The sequence below is a fragment of the Kitasatospora phosalacinea genome, from assembly GCF_000716545.1.
GTDB classification, from domain to species: Bacteria; Actinomycetota; Actinomycetes; order Streptomycetales; family Streptomycetaceae; genus Kitasatospora; species Kitasatospora phosalacinea.
This window is the reverse complement of record NZ_JNWZ01000048.1, coordinates 1-19,944: the sequence shown is the minus strand read 5'-3', so window position 1 is coordinate 19,944 and position 19,944 is coordinate 1. Positions and strand designations below refer to the sequence as shown.

Here is a 19,944-nt window from a genome sequence, read left to right as displayed (position 1 = left end):
GCGGGCGATCACTTGCCGAGAAGCTTCTTGATCTTCTTCGCGTCGCCCGGGGCCATCTCGGCGTTGCCGGCCAGCTTGCGGGTCAGCGTCGAGGGCTTGTGCTCGAGCAGGTGGCGACGGCCGGCACGCTCGCGCAGCACCTTCCCGGAGCCAGTGATCTTGAAGCGCTTGCTGGCGCCGCTGTGCGTCTTCTGCTTCGGCATGTCGCCGTTTCTCCTCGTCGGTCCGTCCCGGCCCGCGCCGTGCGGCGCGGGCCGGGACTGGATGGATCTCGTCTCCAGGGCGGGACGCCCCGGAACCGGGTACCTCGGCCCCCGGTCACCCGAGCCCTGGGGCTCAGGCGTCCTGGGCGGCCTCGGCGGGCTGCTCGACCTCGGCGGTCTCGGTGGTGTCGTCCTCGGCGTCGGCGGTCTCGGTCTCCTCGACCTCGCCCACCTCGCCCTCGACGTCCTCCTCGTCCGTGGCCGGTCCGCGACCCTGCCGCTCCGCCTTGCGGGCGTCAGCGGCGGCGCGGGCCTCGGCCATGGCCTCGGTCTTCTTCTTGTGCGGGCCGAGAACCATGATCATGTTTCGGCCGTCCTGCTTCGGAGCGGACTCCACGAAGCCCAGGTCCTGGACGTCGTCCGCGAGCCGCTGCAGCAGTCGGAAGCCCAGCTCGGGGCGGGACTGCTCACGACCGCGGAACATGATCGTGATCTTGACCTTGTCACCCTGCTTGAGGAACCGAACGACGTGACCCTTCTTGGTGTCGTAGTCGTGCGGGTCGATCTTCGGCCGGAGCTTCATCTCCTTGATGACCGTGTGCGCCTGGTTCTTGCGCGCCTCACGGGCCTTCATGGCCGACTCGTACTTGAACTTGCCGTAGTCCATGAGCTTGCACACCGGCGGGCGCGCCGTGGCGGCGACCTCGACCAGGTCCAGGTCGTACTCCTGGGCAAGCTCCAGCGCCTTCGCGAGCGGGACGATGCCGACCTGCTCGCCACTGGGACCGACGAGTCGCACCTCGGGGACGCGGATCCGGTCGTTGATGCGGGGCTCGGTGCTGATGGGGCCTCCTCGGTTGCACCTTTTCCGATGCGGCCGTCGGGCGGCGGTCGCACGTAGTGGTTTCGACCACTGGGCGGGGCTTCATTCATGCTCCGCTGCCCCGGCGAAGGGCACCGAGCGCACGAAAAAAGCCCCGCACGGTACAGGCGGGGCTCCACACGTTCCGGAGTGCCCTGGCGGGCACCACTGTCGACGCACAATCCCCTGCGGGCGCTCGTCGCGGACCGGACCCGTCGGCCCTTCGGCCGCTCGGGTGGGAGACTTTCGCGGTTGCCCTCTCGGGCCTCCTGGAGTGGAGCCTCCACTTGCTGGCCGGGCAGCCTTGGGCAGCCGCCTGGCCGGTCAGTCTCGAATCATACCAGCGTTCCGGCACCGACCGGTATTCCGACCCGCCCGCGCCCGCCTTGTACGCTCCCTTCGTACTGCGCTTTCGCACCAGCCCCTCGGAGTGACACCTTGACCAGCCAGCCCGACCACGCGCACGAGTCCGAGCAGGCCCTCGGCTTCGACGACCTGACCCGCGACATCGCCGAGGTCCCCGCCGTCGAGGTGATCACCACCGTCGCCGTCCACCTGATGAGCGCCGCCGCCGTCAAGTGCGGCCTCGCCGAGGGCGGCGAGGCCGACAAGGACCTCGACGAGGCCCGCAAGCTCATCACCGCCCTGGCCGGCCTGGTCACCGCCGGGGCCCCCGAGATCTCCAACTTCCACGCCGCCCCCCTCCGCGACGGCCTGCGCTCCCTCCAGCTCGCCTTCCGCGAGGCCTCCGTCGTCCCCGACGCCCCCGGCACCGGCCCCGGCGAGAAGTTCACCGGCCCCGTCTACTCCTGACCCCGGCGCCCTCCCCGCCCCGCCGGGTGCGCGGGGAGCCGCGCACAGCGGAGGGCGCACGCGGAAGCCGCCCGACCGGGGGACCCTCCCCTCGGCGGGCGGCTTCCGCCTTTTCCCCTTCCCCGCCCCGCGGGTCCCCGCCGGAGGCGCCTCCCCGTCTTTCTCCTCCCCGCCCCGCCGGGTGCGCGGGGAGCCGCGCGCGGCGGAAGCGCACACGCGGAAGCCGCCCGCCGGGGGAATTCCCCCGACGGGCGGCTTCCGCTGTCCGCTACGCGTCGTACTCGTCCAGCGGCGGGCAGGAGCACACCAGGTTCCGGTCGCCGTACGCGCCGTCGATCCGCCGCACCGCCGGCCAGTACTTGTCCGCCGGGTTGACGCCCGCCGGGAAGACCGCCTCCTCGCGGGTGTACGGGTGCGCCCACTCGCCGGCCAGCATCGACGCGGTGTGCGGGGCGTTGCGCAGCGGGTTGTCGTCGGCGGCCCACTCGCCCGTGCCGACCTTCTCGATCTCGCCGCGGATGGCGATCATCGCCTCGCAGAACCGGTCGATCTCGTGCAGGTCCTCGGACTCGGTCGGCTCGATCATCAGCGTCCCGGCGACCGGGAACGACATGGTCGGCGCGTGGAAGCCGTAGTCGATGAGCCGCTTGGCGATGTCGTCGACGCTGACGCCGGTCTCCTTGCTGAGCGGCCGCAGGTCGATGATGCACTCGTGCGCGACCAGCCCACCGGGGCCGGTGTAGAGCACGGGGTAGTGCGGGGCGAGCCGCTTGGCGATGTAGTTGGCGTTCAGCACGGCCACCTGGGTGGCGCGCTTGAGGCCCTCGCCGCCCATCAGGCGGACGTACGACCAGGAGATCGGCAGGATCGCCGCCGAGCCCCAGGGCGCGGCCGAGATCGGTCCGACGCCGGTCGCGGGGCCGGCCTCGGCCTGCAGCGGGTGGTTGGGCAGGTAGGGGGCGAGGTGCTCGCGGACCGCGACCGGGCCGACGCCGGGGCCGCCGCCGCCGTGCGGGATGCAGAAGGTCTTGTGCAGGTTGAGGTGCGAGACGTCCGCCCCGAACTTGCCGGGCTTGGCGAGGCCGACCAGCGCGTTGAGGTTGGCGCCGTCGACGTACACCTGGCCGCCGGCCTCGTGGACGAGTTCGCAGATCCGGGTGATCTCGGTCTCGAACACGCCGTGGGTGGAGGGGTAGGTGACCATCAGCACGGAGAGCTGCTCGCGGTGCTGCTCGATCTTGGCCTTCAGGTCCTCGACGTCCACGTCGCCGTCGGCCAGCGTCTTCACCACGACGACCCGCATGCCGGCCATCGCCGCCGAGGCCGCGTTGGTGCCGTGCGCCGACGAGGGGATCAGGCAGACGTCGCGCTGGGTGTCGCCGTTGGCCCGGTGGTACGCCCGCACGGCCAGCAGGCCGGCCAGCTCGCCCTGCGAGCCCGCGTTCGGCTGGATCGACACCGCGTCGTACCCGGTGACCTCGACCAGCTGCTGCTCCAGCTCCCGGATCAGCGTCAGGTACCCGGCGGCCTGGTCGATCGGCGCGAACGGGTGCAACTGCCCGAACTCGGGCCAGGTGACCGGCTCCATCTCGGTGGTCGCGTTGAGCTTCATGGTGCAGGAGCCCAGCGGGATCATGCCGCGGTCGAGCGCGTAGTCGCGGTCGGAGAGCCGGCGCAGGTAGCGCAGCATGGCGGTCTCGGAGCGGTGGCTGTGGAAGACCGGGTGGGTGAGGTACTCGTCCTCGCGCAGCAGTCCGGCGGGCAGCGCGTCCGCGTCCTCGGCGACCTCCGCGACGACCCCGAACGCGGCGAACACGGCCGCCAGGTGCTCCCGGGTGGTGGTCTCGTCGCAGGAGACCGACACCCGGTCGCCGTCGACCCGGAACACGTTGACGCCGCCGGCCAGCGCCGCGGCGACGACCTCGTCGGCGCGGCCCGGCACCACGGCGGTGACGGTGTCGAAGAAGGCGTCGTGGGCGAGTTCGACGCCGCCCGCGCGCAGGCCGGCGGCGAGCGCGGCGGCGTAGCGGTGGGTGCGGCGGGCGATGTCGGCGAGGCCGTCGGGGCCGTGGTAGACGGCGTACATGGAGGCCATCACGGCGAGCAGCACCTGCGCGGTGCAGATGTTGGAGGTGGCCTTCTCGCGGCGGATGTGCTGCTCGCGGGTCTGCAGGGCGAGCCGGTAGGCGCGGTTGCCGTCGGCGTCGACGGAGACGCCGACCAGGCGGCCGGGCAGGTTGCGGGCGTACTCGGCGCGCACGGCCAGGTAGCCGGCGTGCGGTCCGCCGAAGCCCATCGGGACGCCGAAGCGCTGCGAGGTGCCGCAGGCGATGTCGGCGCCGAGCTCGCCGGGCGAGCGCAGCAGGGTGAGAGCGAGCAGGTCGGCGGCGACCGCGACGACCGCGCCGAGCCCGTGGGCCTGCTCGATGACGGGCTTGATGTCGCGCACCGCGCCGGACGCGCCGGGGTACTGGAGCAGCACGCCGAAGACGCCGCGCTCGGCGATCTCGGCGGGGATGCCGCCGGACAGGTCGGCGGTGACGACCTCGACGCCGGTCGGTTCGGCGCGGGTCTCGATCACGGCGAGGGTCTGCGGCAGGGTGTCGGCGTCGACCAGGAAGACGCCGGCCTTGTTCTTGGTGACGCGCCGGGCCAGGGCCATCGCCTCGGCGGCGGCGGTGCCCTCGTCGAGCAGCGAGGAGCCGGAGGTGTCCAGGCCGGTCAGGTCGGCGACCACGGTCTGGAAGTTGAGCAGCGCCTCCAGGCGGCCCTGCGAGATCTCCGGCTGGTACGGGGTGTAGGCGGTGTACCAGGCCGGGTTCTCCAGCACGTTGCGCAGGATGACCGGCGGGGTGAAGGTGCCGTAGTAGCCGAGGCCGATCATCGAGGTGAGGACCTGGTTGCGGCCGGCCAGCTCGCGCAGTTCGGCGAGTACCTGGGCCTCGCTGCGGCCGGCGGGCAGGCCGAGCGCGGTGAGGCTGCGGATGGCGTCGGGGACGGCGGCGTCGGACAGCTCGTCCAGGGAGGCGTATCCGACCTGGGCCAGCATCTTCTGCTGGGCGTCGCTGTCGGGGCCGATGTGACGGTGCTCGAAGGGGCTGGCCTGCTCAAGGTCGCTGAGCGTCGGCTGGGCGTTCATGGGGGTCGGGCCTCCTGGTCGCGGACCGGCGGTGGTACGCACGCCGACCGACTGCCGTGGAAGCCGGGCGGGCGCGCGGACCCGTCAGCCTCCCCCTCTGTCATCGGTACCTGAGAGCTTCACGCGGCCGGGCCGGGGCCCGGACGGCTTGCACCGTCGGCGAGGGCGGGGGCGGCCGGCTCCGATGCCGACGGTCCTGCCCTGCTTTCCAGAGTGACCTGTTCTCGCTCGGTACGGATGCCTGAGAGATTCCGGGGAGGGGTTGCTCCTTCGGCGTCCCGCACCCCTCGTTCGCGGGGCCGGGACTCTCCCGAGCGGGCTCGGCGGTCGCCTCCGAGGTTACCAGCGCGGGCCTCGAGGATCACCGGTGCGGGCCTGTGATCTGCCCCGGACGGCGGTGTCCGGAGTGCCGTCGTCCGTTACGTGCCGTTTGGTGTGAAGTGGCGGCCCGGCACGCTCCTCCGGCCGCCTCCCGGACGTCCCTGAGGAGCAGCAGGACTGGAGGACAGCGTGCAGACCGATATCGATCCGCGCGACCTGATCGGACACAAGGCGGTCGACCGGAACGGTGACAAGATCGGCACGGTCGACGAGGTGTACCTGGACGACGCCACCGGCGAACCGGAGTGGGCGGCCGTCCGTACCGGGATCTTCGGCCGGGACGCCTTCGTCCCGCTGACCACCAGCGAGTTCTCGGGCGACGAGCTGCGCGTCCCGTACGACAAGTCGCTGATCAAGGAGTCCCCGGACTTCGGCGTGGGCCAGCACCTCTCGCCGGCCCAGGAGCTGCAGCTGTACCGCTACTACGGGCTGGACACCGACGGCGACGCCGGTCCGGGCCCGACGGCGAAGGCGGCGGCGGCCGGGACGGCCGGGGCGGCCGGGGCGGCCGGGGCGGGCGCGAAGGAGCACCGCCGCCAGGAGCCCCCGGCGGACCGCGACTTCGGCACCGTCGCCTCCTCCCCCACCCCGGCGCCCGCCCCGACCCCGGCACCCGCGCCCGCCGCCCCGGCTCCGGCCGCCGCCGCCGACCCGGCCGCCTTCACGGCGGCGAAGGCCGCGCCCGCGCCGACGCAGCAGCACGCCCAGCCGCACAGCGCCCAGCCCCAGCCCCAGCAGCACACCCAGTCACACAGCACCCAGCCGCAGCAGCACCAGGCCCAGCAAGCCCAGCAGGCTCACCAACCTCAGTCCCAGGGCCAGGGCCAAGACCAGGACCAGGGCCAGGGCCAGGGCCACCGCCAGCAGCAGTCGACCCCGACCGCGCCGGTGGAGATCACCTGCCGCGAGGAGCGGATCGACATCAGCACCGAGTGGCACGAGGTGGGCACCACCCGGCTGCGCAAGTACGTCACCACCGAGCACGTGGAGCGCCGGGTGCCGGTGGTGCGCGAGCGGGTGCGGGTGGAGCGGATCCCGGTGTCGGACGCGGAGCGGGCGGCGCTGAGCGAGCAGGAGATCACCGAGGCCGTGGAGGAGATCACGCTGCGCGAGGAGCGTCCGGTGGTGCGCAAGTACCTGGCGCCGATCGAGAGGGTGCGCCTGGTGGTCGAGCGGTACACCGAGGAGGAGGTGGTCCGCGAGGAGCTGCGCCGCGAGCAGGTGGAGGTGCACGGCGCGACCGCCGACGGCGGGGAGGGCGGGGCGCCGCAGCACCGCCAGCCGTGGAACGCGCAGCCGCAGTCGCCGACGGCGGCGAATCCCCGGTCGGCCGCCGGGAGCGACGGCCCGGAGCACTCCCGTCCGGAGCCGCTGCGTCCCTGAGCGCGCGTCGGCCCGTCCGGCCCCGGTCCGCTCCGGCGGGCCGGGGCCGCCGCTTTACCAAAGCTTCACCAATCGATATTTGACAGGGTGAAGCATTTCCCGACATCGTTGCTTCAGTTCCTGCACTATCGCTTGTCTGAAGCAACATGACGGAGGAGTCCCCCGTGCGTGAGGCACCACAGCCCACCCCCACGGCCGCCGAGCCCACCAGTGCCCGGGTCCTGCCCGCCCTGATCCTGGCCATGCTGGCGTTCAGCGTGGTGCAGACCGCGGTCGTCCCGATCCTGCCGGGCCTGGCCCGCGAGCTGAACGTCTCGGGCTCCGACATCACCTGGCTGATGACCGCCAACCTGCTCTCCGCGGCGGTCCTCACCCCGCTGCTGGGCCGCTTCGGCGACCTGCGCGGACGCAAGCCCATGCTGCTGGTCTCGCTGGCCGGCCTGGTGCTCGGCTCCGGCCTCGCGGTGGCCACCCACTCCTTCACCTGGCTGGTGGTGGCCCGGGTGCTGCAGGGCGCGGGCGGCGGCGTGCTGCCGCTGGCGATCAGCATCGTCCGCGACGAGCTGCCCCGGCACAAGGTCACCGGCGGCGTCGCCGCGATCTCCGCCTCGATGGGCGTCGGCTCCGGCCTCGGCCTGGTCGCCACCGGCCTGCTGCTGGAGCACTGGAGCTACAAGTCGATCTTCTGGATGGGCCTGGTCTTCGGCCTGGTCGCGATCGCGCTGGTGGTCCTGCGGGTGCCCACCGACCCGGTCACCGACAAGGAGGGCGGCGCCGACCCGCTCGGCGCGCTCACCCTGGCCGGCTGGCTCTCCGCCCTGCTGGTCGCCGTCAGCCAGGGCAACCACTGGGGCTGGACGTCCACCCGCACCCTCGGCCTGTTCGCCGTCGCCGCCGTGGTCGCCCTGCTCTGGCTGCTGGTGGAGTCCAAGGTCTCCCACCCGCTGGTCGACCTGTCGATGATGGCCCGCCCCGCCGTCGCCTTCACCAACCTCTCCGGCCTGCTGATCGGCTTCGGCATGTACGGCTCGTTCATGGTGATCAGCAACTTCGCGCAGACCCCGGAGAAGCTCACCCACTACGGCTTCACCGCCACCGTCCTGCACGCCGGCGTGATGCTGCTGCCCTCCGCGATCGGCTCGATGGTCGCCGCCCCGCTGGGCGCCCTGCTGATCGCCCGCCGCGGCCCCCGCCTCCCGCTGGTCCTCGGCGGCTTCCTCGGCGCGGTCTCGATGGCCTACCTGGCGCTGCGCCACGGCGCCGAGTTCGACCTCTACTTCTCCTCCGCGGTCTTCGGCCTCGGCGTCGGCCTCGCCTACGCCGCGATGCCCGCCTACATCAACGGCGCCGTCCCCGCCGAGCAGTCCGGCATCGCCAACGGCATGAACGCCGTGCTGCGCACCGTCGGCGGCGCGGTCGGCACCGCCGTGATGAGCGCCATCCTCACCGGCGACACCCTCAAGCTGCCCGTCCCCGTGCAGCTCCCCACCGAGAACGCGTACCAGAACGCCTTCTGGGTGGCCGGCGCGATGTGCCTGGTGGCCGCCGCCGTCCCGTTCGCCATCCGCGCCGTCAAGTCCGCACCCGTCCCGGCCGAGCAGGCCGCCCCGGCCCTCTCCAAGACCGACGCCTGACGGCGTCCCCCTCGCGCCCCGGACAGGCGCGAGCAGCGAACGGCCCCCCGCGCCACGGGCATCGGCGCGGGGGGCCGTCCCCTTTCCCCCGGCGCCGACCGACGCCCAGCCCGCCTACCCCGCCCCCGCCGGGGGCCTGAGCGGCAGCGCCCCCGAAGCCTCCAGGTCCTCGTCCCCCACCGCGAACGTCCGCACCCGCCCGATTCCCGAGTACGGCGTCTCGAAGCGCACCGTCACCCGCCCGACCCCGCTGCCCTGCACCCAGCCGGGCCCGAACTCGCGGTGCGTGACGTCCTGCCCGGGCCACCACCGGCGGGCCGACGGGTCGGTCTCCACCGCCTCCACCACCGCCTCCTCGATCACCGCCGCCGCGCCCGACTCCCGTTCCTCCCGCTCCAGTTGGGCGAACAGGTCCTCCTGGGTGTAGTCCGCGAGCTGGGCCACGCCGACGCCCAGCAGCCGCACCCCGCCCGTCACGTCGACCTGCAGCGCCAGGCGCCGCGCCGTCGCCGCGACCACCTGCTCGTCGTCGGTCGGCCCGCGCAGCGTCTCGGAGCGGGTCAGCGTCGAGAAGTCGAACCGGCGGACCTTCAGCACCACCGTCCGCCCGGATCGGCCGGCCGCCCGCAGCCGGCGCACGCACCTCGCGGCCAGCTGCTCGATCTCGCGCAGGATGCGGTCCCGGTCGGCGAGGTCGACCTCGAAGGTGTCCTCCACCGACACCGACTTGGCGTCCCGGTCCGGCACCACCGGCCGCTCGTCCCAGCCGATCGCCATCTGGAACACGCCCGTGCCGTGCGCCTTGCCGAGCAGCCCGACCAGTTCCCCGGGCCCGGCCCCGGCCAGGTCCGCCACCGTGGTCAACCCGGCGCGGCGCAGCGCCTGTTCGGTGGCGGGGCCGATCCCGGGCAGCGCGCGCACCGGCATCGGGGCGAGCACCGACCGCTCGGAGCCGGGCTCGATCAGCACCAGCCCGTCCGGCTTGGCCCGCTCGGAGGCGATCTTGGCCATCAGCTTGGAGCCGGCCGCGCCGACGGAAGCGGTCAGCCCGGTGTGCTCCACGATGTCGGCCCGCAGGTCCTCGGCCAGCGCCAGCACCAGCTGCGCCCCCTCCTCGGGCGTCGTCGCGGCGGCCAGCGCGGGCCCGTAGGGACCGGCCTCCAGGTCGACGAACGCCTCGTCCAGGCTGAGCGGCTCGACCAGCGGGGAGCGCTCCCGCAACAGGCCCATGACGATCTCGCTGTTGGCCCGGTACGCGTCGAAGCGGCCGGTCAGGAACGCCGCGTTCGGGCACAGCCGGCGGGCCTGCGCCATCGGCATCGCCGAGTGGACGCCGAACTTCCGGGCCTCGTAGGAGGCGGTGGAGACCACGCCGCGCCCGCCGAGGCCGCCGACGATGACGGGCTTGCCGCGCAGGCTCGGCTTGGACGCCTGCTCCACCGCGGCGAAGAAGGCGTCCATGTCGAGGTGGATGATGCTCGGCACGGTCCGCACGGCTCGATCATCCCGCGCCCCACCGACAATCCCGCTCAACCCCCGGCGCCCTCCCCCGCCGCGTCCGCGAGCCCCCGCGCCACCCCGTCCTCGCGCGGCCCCAGGAACGTCGGGTCCGGCCGCAGCAGCACGTTCGCCGCGGCCTTCACCGCACCGCCGACCTCCCGCAGCCCGCCGTACTTCCAGGTGGTGTCGTGCCACTCCTCCACCCCGACCGCGTACGAGTCGATCCCGGCGGCCCCGCACAGCGCCAGCGCCCGCCGGACGTGGAAGGTCTGGCTGACCAGCACCGCCCGGTCGACGCCGAAGATCCGGTGCGCCCGGCTGCACGAGTCCCAGGTGTCGAAGCCCGCGTAGTCGCCCACCACCCGCACCGCGGGCACCCCGCGCCCGATCAGGTACGCGCGCATCGCGTCGGTCTCGTCGTACTGGACGGTGCCGTTGTCGCCGGTCACCAGGATCACCCGCACCTTGTGCGCCCGGTACAGCTCCAGCGCCGCGTCCAGCCGGTGCGCCAGGTACGGGGAGGGCTCGCCGTCCACCAGCCCGGCGCCGAACACCACCGCGACGGGGGCCTCGGGCGCGCTCGCCACCGTGCCGACCTTCGCGGACTCGGCCAGGTACAGCCAGCTGACCGGCGCCAGCCCGAGCGCGGAGCACAGCACCACCGCCTGGAACCAGCGCCGCTGCCGCCGCCGGTCCACCGGGCGCACCGCGCGCCACACCGACCGGACCCGCAGCCCCGCGCACCTCAAGATCGTCGACACGCGGACGAGGACGAACGGACCCCTCCCGCCGGTTCCCCGCCCCTCGGGGCCCGTCGGCCCCGCCGTCAGACCGCGCGGTTGCGGCGCTGCGCCAGCTCGTCGCCCGGGTCGTGGCCCACCAGCGTCTCGCCGGTGTCGGTGCGCTCGCCGTGCAGCCGGCCCAGGGTGGTCTCCAGCTCCTGCCAGACCGCGCCGACCGCGATGCCGAACACGCCCTGACCGCCGTTCAGCAGGTCCACCACCTGCTGCGGGGAGGTGCACTCGTAGACCGTCGCGCCGTCGCACATCAGGGTCAGCCCGGTGAGGCCCTCCTGGTCGGCGGACTGCAGGTGGGTGACGGCCACCCGGATGTTCTGTAGCGACACTCCGGCGTCCAGCAGCCGCTTGACGATCTTCAGCAGGAGGATGTCGCGGAAGCTGTACAACCGCTGCGCCCCGGCCGGGTACGCGGAGCGGACCGAAGGCTCCAGCAGGCCGGTGCGCGCCCAGTAGTCGAGCTGCCGGTAGGTGATGCCCGCGGCGGCGCAGGCCGTCGGGCCGCGGTAGCCGACCAGCGCGGACGTCGGGGCGAGCCGCTCGATCGCGGGCTGCCCGGGCTGGACGGCCGGGAAGCGGCCGAGCCGGGGCAGTTCCTCGGCCTCGGGTTCGGGCCGCCAGGGCCGCCCGATCAGCGCACGGCCGGCCCGCGGCACGTGCACCGCGCACAGCGCTCCGGAACGCGTCTCGTCGCCGGTGCCGCTCATCGCCAACCTCCGTCCGTTGCGCCCGAGGCCCCCCGGGACCCGCGGGGGCCCCGCCGGGACCCGGGCTGCGGGTGGCCCGTCCGGCGGGCCATCACCTGACGGTAGGCAGTCGCCCAAGCAGCGTCAACGATCGCCACGCCGGGGGCTTCCACAAACTTCACCCCATCGAGTGGTTATTCGTGCCCCATGTGCGGGTAGCAGGAAGGATTTCCGGACCAACCGAGTTGCGACCCGCCGCCGACCGGGCTAGCGCCGGAACCGTCGCACCGGAGCTACTGCGAGCCGCCCCCGAAGTCCTCCGGCGAGACCTGGTCCAGGAACTCCCGGAACTTCTCGACCTCGTCCTCCTGCTCGTCCGGGATCGAGATGCCGGCCTCCGCCAGCACCTCCTCGCTCCCGTAGATGGGCGTACCGGTGCGCAGCGCCAGCGCTATCGCGTCCGAGGGGCGCGCGCTCACCTCGACACCACCGGCGAACACCAGGTTCGCGTAGAACACCCCGTCCCGCAGGTCGTTGATCCGCACCTCGGTCAGCTGCTGCCCGAGCGCGCCGAGCACGTCCTTGAACAGGTCGTGCGTCAACGGCCGCACCGGGGTCATGCCCTGCTGGGCGAAGGCGATCGCGGTGGCCTCCCCCGGCCCGATCCAGATCGGCAGGTAGCGGTCACCGCCGACCTCCCGCAGCAGCACGATCGGCTGGTTTGAGGGCATCTCCACCCGGACACCCACGACGTCGAGCTCATTCACACCAGCAACCCTATGGCGCGCGCCCCCGATAGGAAAGCGCAGCAGGCAGCGGCCACCGTCATCCGGGCCGCCGCCCGCCCGTCCGCCACCGGCCGTTCAGGACCGGACCCGCAGCCCCGCCTGCACCATCGCCGCGTGCAGCCGCACCGACAGGGTGGCCAGTTCCCGCGCCGTCGCCTCCGCGTGCGCCCGGGTCTGCGGGTTGCGGTGGCGCCGCAGCGGCGCCACCACCTGCTCCACCAGCGCCACCTCGCGGTCGGCCGCCGCCTTCATCGCCCGCAGGTGCCGCGGCTCCAGGCCGAACCGGCCCAACTCCGCCACCAGCCGCGCGATCTGCAGCGCCTCGCCGTCGTACCCGCCGTCCGGGCCCGGCTGCACCAGGCCGTACGCCTCCCACTCGACGAGCTCGCGCTCCTGCGCCTCGGCCGCCGCGATCAGCTCGGCCCGGCCCAGCCGCACCCCGCCGGGCAGCACCGAAGCCGCGGCCGCCAGCTCCCGGTCCGCCTCCTCCAGCGGCCCCGGACGGGCCTCCGCCCCCGGCAGCGCCGGCGGCTGCTCGCCGCGCTCGATCGCGTCCAGGTGCTCGCGGATCACCCGCAGCGGCAGGTAGTGGTCGCGCTGCATCCGCAGCACGTACGCCAGGCGCTCCACGTCCGCCGCCGAGAACTTCCGGTAGCCGGACGGGGTGCGCTGCGGCTCGACCAGGCCTTCCGCCTCCAGGAAGCGGATCTTGGAGATCGTCACCTCCGGGAAGTCGTCCCGCAGGAAGGCCAGCACCGCGCCGATCGACAGCAGCTCGTCACCCCGCCGGCGCGCCTCGCCCGTGCGGCGCGAGGCCGGCACGGGCGAGGACCCGAGGGACGGGGTAGGAATCTGTGGGGTCACTCGGGCTCCAAACGGAGAAGTGGTCAGTACCCCCGGTGGTGGCTGGCGAAGAACACCAGCCGGTACTTCCCGATCTGCACCTCGTCGCCGTTGGCGAGCAGCACCTCGTCGATCCGCTCCCGGTTCACGTAGGTGCCGTTCAGGCTGCCCACGTCCGCGACCGAGAAGCCGCCGTCGCGCTGCCGACGGAACTCCACGTGCCGACGCGACACCGTCACGTCGTCCAGGAAGATGTCACCCTGCGGGTGCCGCCCCGCCGTGGTCACGTCCGAGTCCAGCAGGAACCGGCTGCCCGAGTTCGGGCCGCGCTGAACGATCAGCAGCGCCGAGCCCGGCGGCAGCGCGTCGATCGCCGCCATCACCTCGGCCGACAGCGCCGGGGTGGCGCCCGTCGAGGTCGCCGTCGGGTCGTACGACTCGATGCCGGAGATCGAGATGGTCGAGGTGGTCTCCACCGCGCCCTCGGCGAAACCGCCACGCAGCTGGGCGCCGCAGTTCGAGCAGAACCGGGCCTGCGCCGGGTTCTGGTTCCCGCACCGCGGGCACGGGCTGGTGCCAGCCATGTTCACAGCCTCCTGGCGCGGCACACCCGACTGGACGTGCCCGGCATAGGGGTCCGGGGCAAACCCTCCACCGGAGGTTGAGGGTCCTGACGCGAAACCTATGCGCGGCCCGCCCGACGGATCAACCGACGCGCCGTACGCCGCGTCGAACTGCCCGCTCGGCATCCCCGCGCCCTGGGTCACGTCGTCCCGGTACATCGGACGCTGCCCCTCCGGCGCCGGACGCATCGACGGCACCCCGGCGTCCTCCTGCCGGTAACGCGCGGTCGGCGCCTCGGTCGCCTTCTTGTTGCGGCCGAACAGCTTCGAGAAAAAACTCACGGGCGAATCCCCTTGCGTGTGACAGAACCGCCCGCGGGGCAGGGTTCAAGGCTCGGTGTGGCGGTGGGACCGGCATCGGACCGGAGACTGACGGACGGTAAGACCCAGTGTCGCCGACCCGCCGCGTGAACCCACCACCGGGGGTTGTCCGCGGCTGACGAACCGTACGGAGCGCGCCCCGTCACTTCGCCGCCGGCTTGCCGTACTGCAGCGGCTTCGGCGTGGCCAACGCGTCCACCAGCACCTTCTGCTGCTGGACGATGGTCGCCCGGGCCTGGTGGTTCTCCAGGCTGCGCACCACACCGCCGGGGATGTTCAGCGCCGGAGTCAGGTCCTGCGGATTGCCCACCACGGTGAAGCGGAACGGCTGCGAGACGCTCTTCCCGTCGATCCGCACGCCACCGCCCGACGAGTTGTCGGTGAAGTACGTACCGGCCACCACGCGCACGTCGTTGATCTGAATCGCCTCCGCCCCCGCCGCTCGGAGTTCCTGCAGGGTGTCCAGCAGCATATCCGCCTTCACCTGCCCTTGGGGATCATCGATCGTCAGCACGATCCCCGGGCCGGTCGCCTTCTCCGTCCCGGCCAGCACGCCGAGTTCGGCCGCCTTCTTCCGGGTCTGCTCCTGCGCCTCCTTGGCCTGGTTCGAGGAGTTCTCCAACTGGGCCAGGGACTGTTCCAACTGCGTCTTCTCCGACTGGAGACGCTGCTGCTTGTCATCCAGTTCGTCGAGGATCCGCACCAGGTCCTCCTGCCGGGCCCCGCGCAGCTCGCTGTGGTCGTTCGTCGAGCGCACCTGGATCGCCAGCGCCAGCCCCAGCGCGAACAGCAGCAGCGCCACCACCAGCTGGCCCCGCGACACCCGCGGCGGCCACAGCGCCGCCTTCAGCCGCGTCCGCCCCTCCGACGGCAGCCGCACCGGCTCCCGAGACGCGGCGGCCGCCACGGCCCCGCCCTCCCCGCCCCGCGGTGCCTGCCCGGTCTCCTCCGCCCCGGCCCCGGCGACGGCCTCGGCACCGGCCTCCGGCTCGGCTCCGGGCCCGCTCTCGGGCTCTCCGGCGGCCGCCTCCTCTTCCCGCTCCCGCGGCTCCCTCTCCTCGCTCACAGCCGCTCCCTACGCCCTGAACACGTGCCGGCGGATCGCCGCCGCGTTCGAGAAGATCCGGATGCCCAGCACCACCACCACGCCGGTGGACAGCTGCGACCCCACGCCCAGCTGGTCGCCGAGGAACACGATCAGCGCCGCCACCACGACGTTCGACAGGAACGACACCACGAAGACCTTGTCGTCGAAGATCCCGTCCAGCATCGCCCGCACACCGCCGAACACCGCGTCCAGCGCCGCCACCACCGCGATCGGCAGGTACGGCACCACCGCGTTCGGCACCTCGGGCTGCACGAACACGCCGACGATCACGCCGATCACCAGACCCAGTACGGCAATCACGGTGTAGCAGCTCCTGTTCCGGTGGAAGTGGACTTCGCGGACGGCCCCGCGGACTTCGAGGGCGCCCCGCTCCTCGTCGCGCCCGGCGAACCGGACGCGGAGCCGGACGGCGAGGACGACGGGCCGGGCCCGGCGGGCGGCTCGGGAGAGGCTTCCGGGGACGCCTCCGGTCCGGCCACCCGGAGCGTCACGCCCACCGCGGCCGGCAGCGTCAGCGACTTCTGCGTCGACAGCGTCGAGCGGATCCCGTAGCTGTCCTGGATGATCTTCAGGTACCGGCCGCCCTCGTTGTCCTGGAAGGCCTGCGCCAGCCGGGGCCCGTCCCCGATCGCCAGCACCGTGTACGGCGGCACCAGCGGCCGGTTGTCGACCAGGATCGCGTCGCCGGCCGCCCGGATCGCCGACAGCGCGGTCAGCCGCTGCCCGTTCACCGACACCCCCTCCGCGCCGGCCAGCCACAGGCCGTTCACCGCGTACTGCAGGTCGTGGTCCTTGACCCGCCCGTTCTTGCCGTGGGCACCGCTGTTGCGCGGATCGCTGACGTTGCCGCCGGAACCGCTCCCGGACGCGTCGTCGATCACCAGCTTCACGCCCGGGCCGGTCATCTCCCCCGTCCCGGTCGTCGCCGCCAGCAGCGCCGCCCCGCCGTCGTCCCCGGCCTGCAACGCCGCGTCCTGGGCCCGCTCGACCCGGTCGCGGTCCTCCTCGACCTGCCGCTGCAGGGCGTCCGCCGCCGCGCCGGCGTCCTTCACCCGGGTGACCAGGGCATCCCGCTCCTTCGCCAGGACGGGCGCCGCGGCGTGCGTGTTCACCGCCCCGACCGTCACCACGACGGCCGCCAGCGCCAGCCCCAGGGCCAGCACCAGCCGCCCCTTGGCCGTCGTCGGCAGCCGCGAGCTGCCTTCCGCCCCCCGCGCCCGGGCCGCTTCCGCGTACCCGTCGTCCAACGAGTGCTCCATGACGGTGGTCAGCAGGGACATCGAGGCGTCCGGGCGGCGGAAGCGCCCCTCCGGGTCGCTCGGCGTCGGCGTTGCTGGCATGCGGGACATCGTTTCACGACCGCACGGTGCCCCACGACCAGCTCCCGGCCCCGCAGGACGGTTTCGGCACAGGATCGTGACAAACACCGGCGGGGACGGGCCCGCAGGCCCGTCCCCGCCGGTGTCCCTCCGCGCTGCTACCTCCCGGCGCCGTCCACGACCGCGGCCCACTCGTCGAGCAGCCGCTCGGTCGCCTCGTCGTCCGGTCCCTCCGCCCACAGGTGCGTGACGGCCTCCGCCGGGTCCGGCAGGACCAGCGTCCACCGGCCGTCCGGCTCGACCACCCGCACGCCGTCCGTGGTGTCCAGCTTCCGGTTGCCGGCCGCCTCCACCACCGAGCGCATCACCATGCCCTTGGCGGCCCACGGCGTCGCGATGTCCCGCTTCTGGATGTGCGCCTGCGGGATCCGCGCGTCGATCTGGCTCAGCGTCAGCTGCGTCCGCGCCACCAGGCCGACCAGCCGCACGAACGCCGCCGCCCCGTCCAGCACCCCGGAGAACTCGGGCACCACGAAGCCGCCGCGCCCGTCGCCGCCGAAGACCGTGCCGTCCGCGGCCGCGGCCTTCGCCAGGTCGTCCGGCGAGGTCGTCGTCCAGGTCACCTGGGTGCCGTGGTACGCCGCCACCTGCTCGGCGATCCGCGTGGTCGTCACCGGCAGCGCCACCTGCCCGGAACGGCGCTCGGCCGCCACCAGGTCCAGCAGCACCAGCAGCGCCCGGTCGTCCTGGATCACCCGGCCGAGCTCGTCCACGAAGGACACCCGCTCACCCACCGGGTCGAACCGCACGCCGAACGCCGCCTGCGAGGACGCCACCAGCTCGCCCAGCCTGGCCAGCGCCGCCCGCCGCTCGTCCGCGCCCTCGGTCGGCCGCGACTCGTCCAGACCGCCGGCCACCGTCAGCGCCTCCACCCCGAGCCGCCCCAGGATGCTCGGCAGCACCAGCCCGGCACTGCCGTGCGCCGCGTCCACCACGACCTTCAGCCCGGCCTCCCGCACCCCCGAGGTGTCCACCGCCCGCAACAGGTTCGTCGCGTACGAGTCGAACACGCTCGCCGGGTGCAGCAGGTCGCCGATCTCGCCCGGGAACGCCCGCCGGAACTCCTGCCGCGAGTACACCCGGTCCAGCTTCCGCTGCCCGGCCTGCGACAGGTCCGCCCCGCGCTCGTCGAAGAACAGGATGTCCAGCGAGTCCGGCACCCCCGGTGTGGTCCGCAGGAAGATCCCGCCCGCGCTCCCCCGCGCCGTCGCCTGCCGGGCCACCGGCATCGGCACGTTCTCCAGGTCGCGGACGTCGATCGCACTGGTCTGCAGCGCCGAGATCATCGCCCGCTTCAACGCCCGCGCACCACGCGAGTGGTCACGCGCGATGGTGACCGTCGCGCCCTTCTTCAACGTGGTCGCGTACGCCCCCGCCAGCCGCACGGCCAGCTCCGGCGTGATCTCCACGTTCAGGATGCCCGAGACGCCGCGCACCCCGAACAGGTGCTCCTGGCCGCGGGACTCCCAGATCACCGAGGTGTTGACGAACGCGCCGGCCTCGATCGTCTTGAACGGGTAGACCCGGACGTTGCCCGCGATGATCGACTCTTCGCCGATCAGGCACTCGTCACCGATCACCGCCCCCTCGTCGATCCGCGCGGCCCGCATCACGTCGGTGTTCTTCCCGACCACGCACCCGCGCAGGTTGCTCTGCGGCCCCACGTACACGTTGTCGTGCACCACGGCCTTGTGCAGGAACGCGCCGCGCTTCACGACCACGTTCGACCCCAGCACGGTGTGCTCGCGCAACTCCACGCCGGCCTCGACCTTGGCGTAGTCACCGATGTACAGCGGCCCCCGCAGCACCGCCTCCGGATCCACCTCCGCGCCCTCGGCCACCCACACGCCCGGCGAGATCTCGAACCCGTCCAGCTCGACCTGGACCTTCCCCTCCAGGACGTCCGCCTGGGCCTTCAGGTAGCTCTCGTGCGTGCCCACGTCCTCCCAGTAGCCCTCGGCGACGTAGCCGAACACCGGCTTGCCCTCCTTGAGCAACTGCGGGAACACGTCGCTCGACCAGTCGACCGACTCGCCGGCCGCCACGTAGTCGAAGACCTCCGGCTCCATCACGTAGATGCCGGTGTTCACGGTGTCCGAGAACACCTGTCCCCAGGTCGGCTTCTCGAGGAAGCGCTCTACCTTCCCCTCCTCGTCCGTGATGGTGATACCGAATTCCAGTGGGTTCGGCACCCGGGTCAGGCACACCGTCACCAGTGCGCCCTTCTCCCGGTGAAAGGCAATCAGATCCGAAAGGTCGAAGTCCGTCAGCGCGTCGCCTGAGATCACCAGAAACGAATCGTCCCGCAGCGCGTCCTCGGCGTTCTTCACACTGCCGGCCGTCCCCAGCGGGGTTTCCTCGTTGGCATAGGTGAGGTGCATGCCCAGCTCCTCACCGTCGCCGAAGTAGTTCTTGACCAACGAGGCCAAGAACTGCACGGTCACCACGGTGTCATTGAGCCCGTGCCGCCTCAGCAAGCGAAGCACGTGCTCCATGATCGGCCGATTGGCCACCGGCAGCAGCGGCTTGGGCATGCTGGAAGTCATGGGGCGGAGTCGAGTGCCCTCCCCGCCCGCCATCACAACGGCTTTCATTACGGGTGCGTCCTCCTTCGCGGTGGTGAACCCCTGCGGGTCCATCAAACCGGTCCGACGCATCCCTACCCGGAAGAAAACGTCCGACTCACCGAGGAGGCCGTGTAAAACATCTCAGGCTGATCTCAAACGGCAGCCGAACGCTCCGCCTGCAGGATCTGCCGGGCCTGAACCGCATACAGGGCACCGGCCCACCAGTACAGCGTCGTCCCCCACCAGATGAACGCCCAACTCACCACTCCCGCAACCTGGTGCACCCACCCCTCGCCCACCCCCAGCAGCAGGAGCGGAAACGCGTACATCAGATTGAACGTCGCCGCCTTCCCCAGGAAACTCACGTTCAGCGGCCCGTGACCCGCCCGGTTGAGCCGCAACAGCACCACCCCGACGAACACTTCACGCGCCACCAGCAACGCCGTCAGCCACCACGGCAGGATCTCCCGCCAGGTCAGCCCCACCAGCGTCGACACGATGTACAACCGGTCCGCGGCCGGGTCCAGCAACTGCCCCAGCCGGCTGATCTGCCCCCACCGCCGAGCCAGCTTCCCGTCCAGGTAGTCGCTGACCCCGCTCAGCATCAGGATGACGATCGCCCAGCCGTCGTTCGTCGGCCCACCGAAGACCGGCCACAGCACCAACCACAGGAAGATCGGCACGCCCACCAGTCGAGCCATGCTCAGCAGGTTCGGAATCGTGAGGACCCGGTCGGTCTGAACGCGCGTCTCCTGGACCTCCACGGTGCGGAGCCTCCTGTATTAACCACCGACAAGTGTGCGGGACCGACCCTACAACAAGAAAGCCCCCCGACGTCCCGTCGGGGGGCTTTCCCACAATGATTGTTCGGCGGCGTCCTACTCTCCCACAGGGTCCCCCCTGCAGTACCATCGGCG

General features: G+C 72.5%; 17 protein-coding genes and 1 riboswitch. Of the genes, 3 read left to right on the top strand and 14 right to left on the bottom strand.

Going from position 1 to position 19,944, the window contains the following annotated elements; all coding sequences use genetic code 11:
* Positions 1–8: 8 nt before the first annotated feature.
* Entirely contained in the window at positions 9–203 is a 195-nt protein-coding gene (gene rpmI / locus OO48_RS23135) for a 50S ribosomal protein L35 (protein WP_030268653.1), read from the bottom strand.
* A 133-nt stretch (positions 204–336) separates the two neighbouring features.
* Complete coding sequence (infC, locus tag OO48_RS23130; RefSeq protein ID WP_051732557.1) at positions 337–1,047, bottom strand: translation initiation factor IF-3; 711 nt, start codon at positions 1,045–1,047, stop codon at positions 337–339.
* A 456-nt stretch (positions 1,048–1,503) separates the two neighbouring features.
* Between infC and OO48_RS23125 the strand changes: the two genes are divergently transcribed.
* On the top strand, positions 1,504–1,878 hold the full coding sequence (locus OO48_RS23125) for a DUF1844 domain-containing protein (RefSeq protein ID WP_033219374.1): 375 nt from the start codon (positions 1,504–1,506) through the stop codon (positions 1,876–1,878).
* A 268-nt stretch (positions 1,879–2,146) separates the two neighbouring features.
* On the opposite strand, the gene gcvP is transcribed toward OO48_RS23125, so the two are convergent.
* A complete protein-coding gene (gene gcvP / locus OO48_RS23120; protein WP_033219372.1) occupies positions 2,147–5,017 on the bottom strand; it encodes an aminomethyl-transferring glycine dehydrogenase in 2,871 nt (956 codons plus the stop codon).
* Positions 5,018–5,236: 219 nt separating this feature from the next.
* Positions 5,237–5,340, bottom strand: a riboswitch (glycine riboswitch).
* 187 nt (positions 5,341–5,527) lie between these two features.
* Here gcvP and OO48_RS36560 point away from each other — a divergent pair.
* Positions 5,528–6,781, top strand: a complete 1,254-nt coding sequence (locus OO48_RS36560) for a PRC and DUF2382 domain-containing protein (protein ID WP_081952315.1) — start codon at positions 5,528–5,530, stop codon at positions 6,779–6,781.
* 164 nt (positions 6,782–6,945) lie between these two features.
* Positions 6,946–8,415: an MFS transporter gene (locus OO48_RS23110; RefSeq protein ID WP_033219369.1), complete on the top strand. Its 1,470-nt coding sequence runs from the start codon at positions 6,946–6,948 to the stop codon at positions 8,413–8,415.
* A gap of 114 nt (positions 8,416–8,529) precedes the next feature.
* Here the strand turns inward: OO48_RS23110 and OO48_RS23105 are convergent, their stop codons facing one another.
* From OO48_RS23105 to clsA, 11 genes are all read right to left on the bottom strand, one after another.
* Positions 8,530–9,909, bottom strand: a complete 1,380-nt coding sequence (locus OO48_RS23105; RefSeq protein ID WP_033219367.1) for a DNA polymerase IV — start codon at positions 9,907–9,909, stop codon at positions 8,530–8,532.
* A gap of 35 nt (positions 9,910–9,944) precedes the next feature.
* The gene (locus OO48_RS23100) at positions 9,945–10,676 is read right to left on the bottom strand and encodes a SanA/YdcF family protein (RefSeq protein ID WP_081952314.1); all 732 of its coding nucleotides are present in this window, start codon (positions 10,674–10,676) and stop codon (positions 9,945–9,947) included.
* A 65-nt stretch (positions 10,677–10,741) separates the two neighbouring features.
* Positions 10,742–11,419 (bottom strand): MerR family transcriptional regulator, encoded by a 678-nt coding sequence (locus tag OO48_RS23095; protein WP_081952313.1) that lies wholly within the window; start codon positions 11,417–11,419, stop codon positions 10,742–10,744.
* Between the two features lie 272 nt (positions 11,420–11,691).
* On the bottom strand, positions 11,692–12,165 hold the full coding sequence (locus tag OO48_RS23090) for a bifunctional nuclease family protein (RefSeq protein WP_033219366.1): 474 nt from the start codon (positions 12,163–12,165) through the stop codon (positions 11,692–11,694).
* Positions 12,166–12,261: 96 nt separating this feature from the next.
* Positions 12,262–13,008 carry a transcriptional regulator FtsR gene (gene ftsR, locus OO48_RS23085; RefSeq protein WP_033219365.1) on the bottom strand — a complete coding sequence of 249 codons (747 nt, stop codon included), beginning with the start codon at positions 13,006–13,008 and terminating at the stop codon, positions 12,262–12,264.
* Between the two features lie 65 nt (positions 13,009–13,073).
* Entirely contained in the window at positions 13,074–13,934 is an 861-nt protein-coding gene (locus tag OO48_RS36555) for a double zinc ribbon and FHA domain-containing protein (protein ID WP_081952312.1), read from the bottom strand.
* A 181-nt stretch (positions 13,935–14,115) separates the two neighbouring features.
* Positions 14,116–15,039, bottom strand: coding sequence for a DUF881 domain-containing protein (locus OO48_RS23075; RefSeq protein WP_033219361.1), 924 nt, complete (start codon positions 15,037–15,039; stop codon positions 14,116–14,118).
* A 9-nt stretch (positions 15,040–15,048) separates the two neighbouring features.
* A complete protein-coding gene (locus tag OO48_RS23070) occupies positions 15,049–15,381 on the bottom strand; it encodes a small basic family protein (RefSeq protein WP_030463668.1) in 333 nt (110 codons plus the stop codon).
* On the bottom strand, positions 15,378–16,430 hold the full coding sequence (locus tag OO48_RS23065; protein ID WP_051732554.1) for a DUF881 domain-containing protein: 1,053 nt from the start codon (positions 16,428–16,430) through the stop codon (positions 15,378–15,380). Before OO48_RS23065 ends, OO48_RS23070 begins: the two co-directional genes overlap by 4 nt.
* Before the next feature lie 128 nt (positions 16,431–16,558).
* Positions 16,559–19,054: a mannose-1-phosphate guanyltransferase gene (locus OO48_RS23060; protein ID WP_033219357.1), complete on the bottom strand. Its 2,496-nt coding sequence runs from the start codon at positions 19,052–19,054 to the stop codon at positions 16,559–16,561.
* A 125-nt stretch (positions 19,055–19,179) separates the two neighbouring features.
* A complete protein-coding gene (gene clsA / locus OO48_RS23055) occupies positions 19,180–19,791 on the bottom strand; it encodes a cardiolipin synthase ClsA (protein ID WP_033219355.1) in 612 nt (203 codons plus the stop codon).
* Positions 19,792–19,944: the final 153 nt, after the last annotated feature.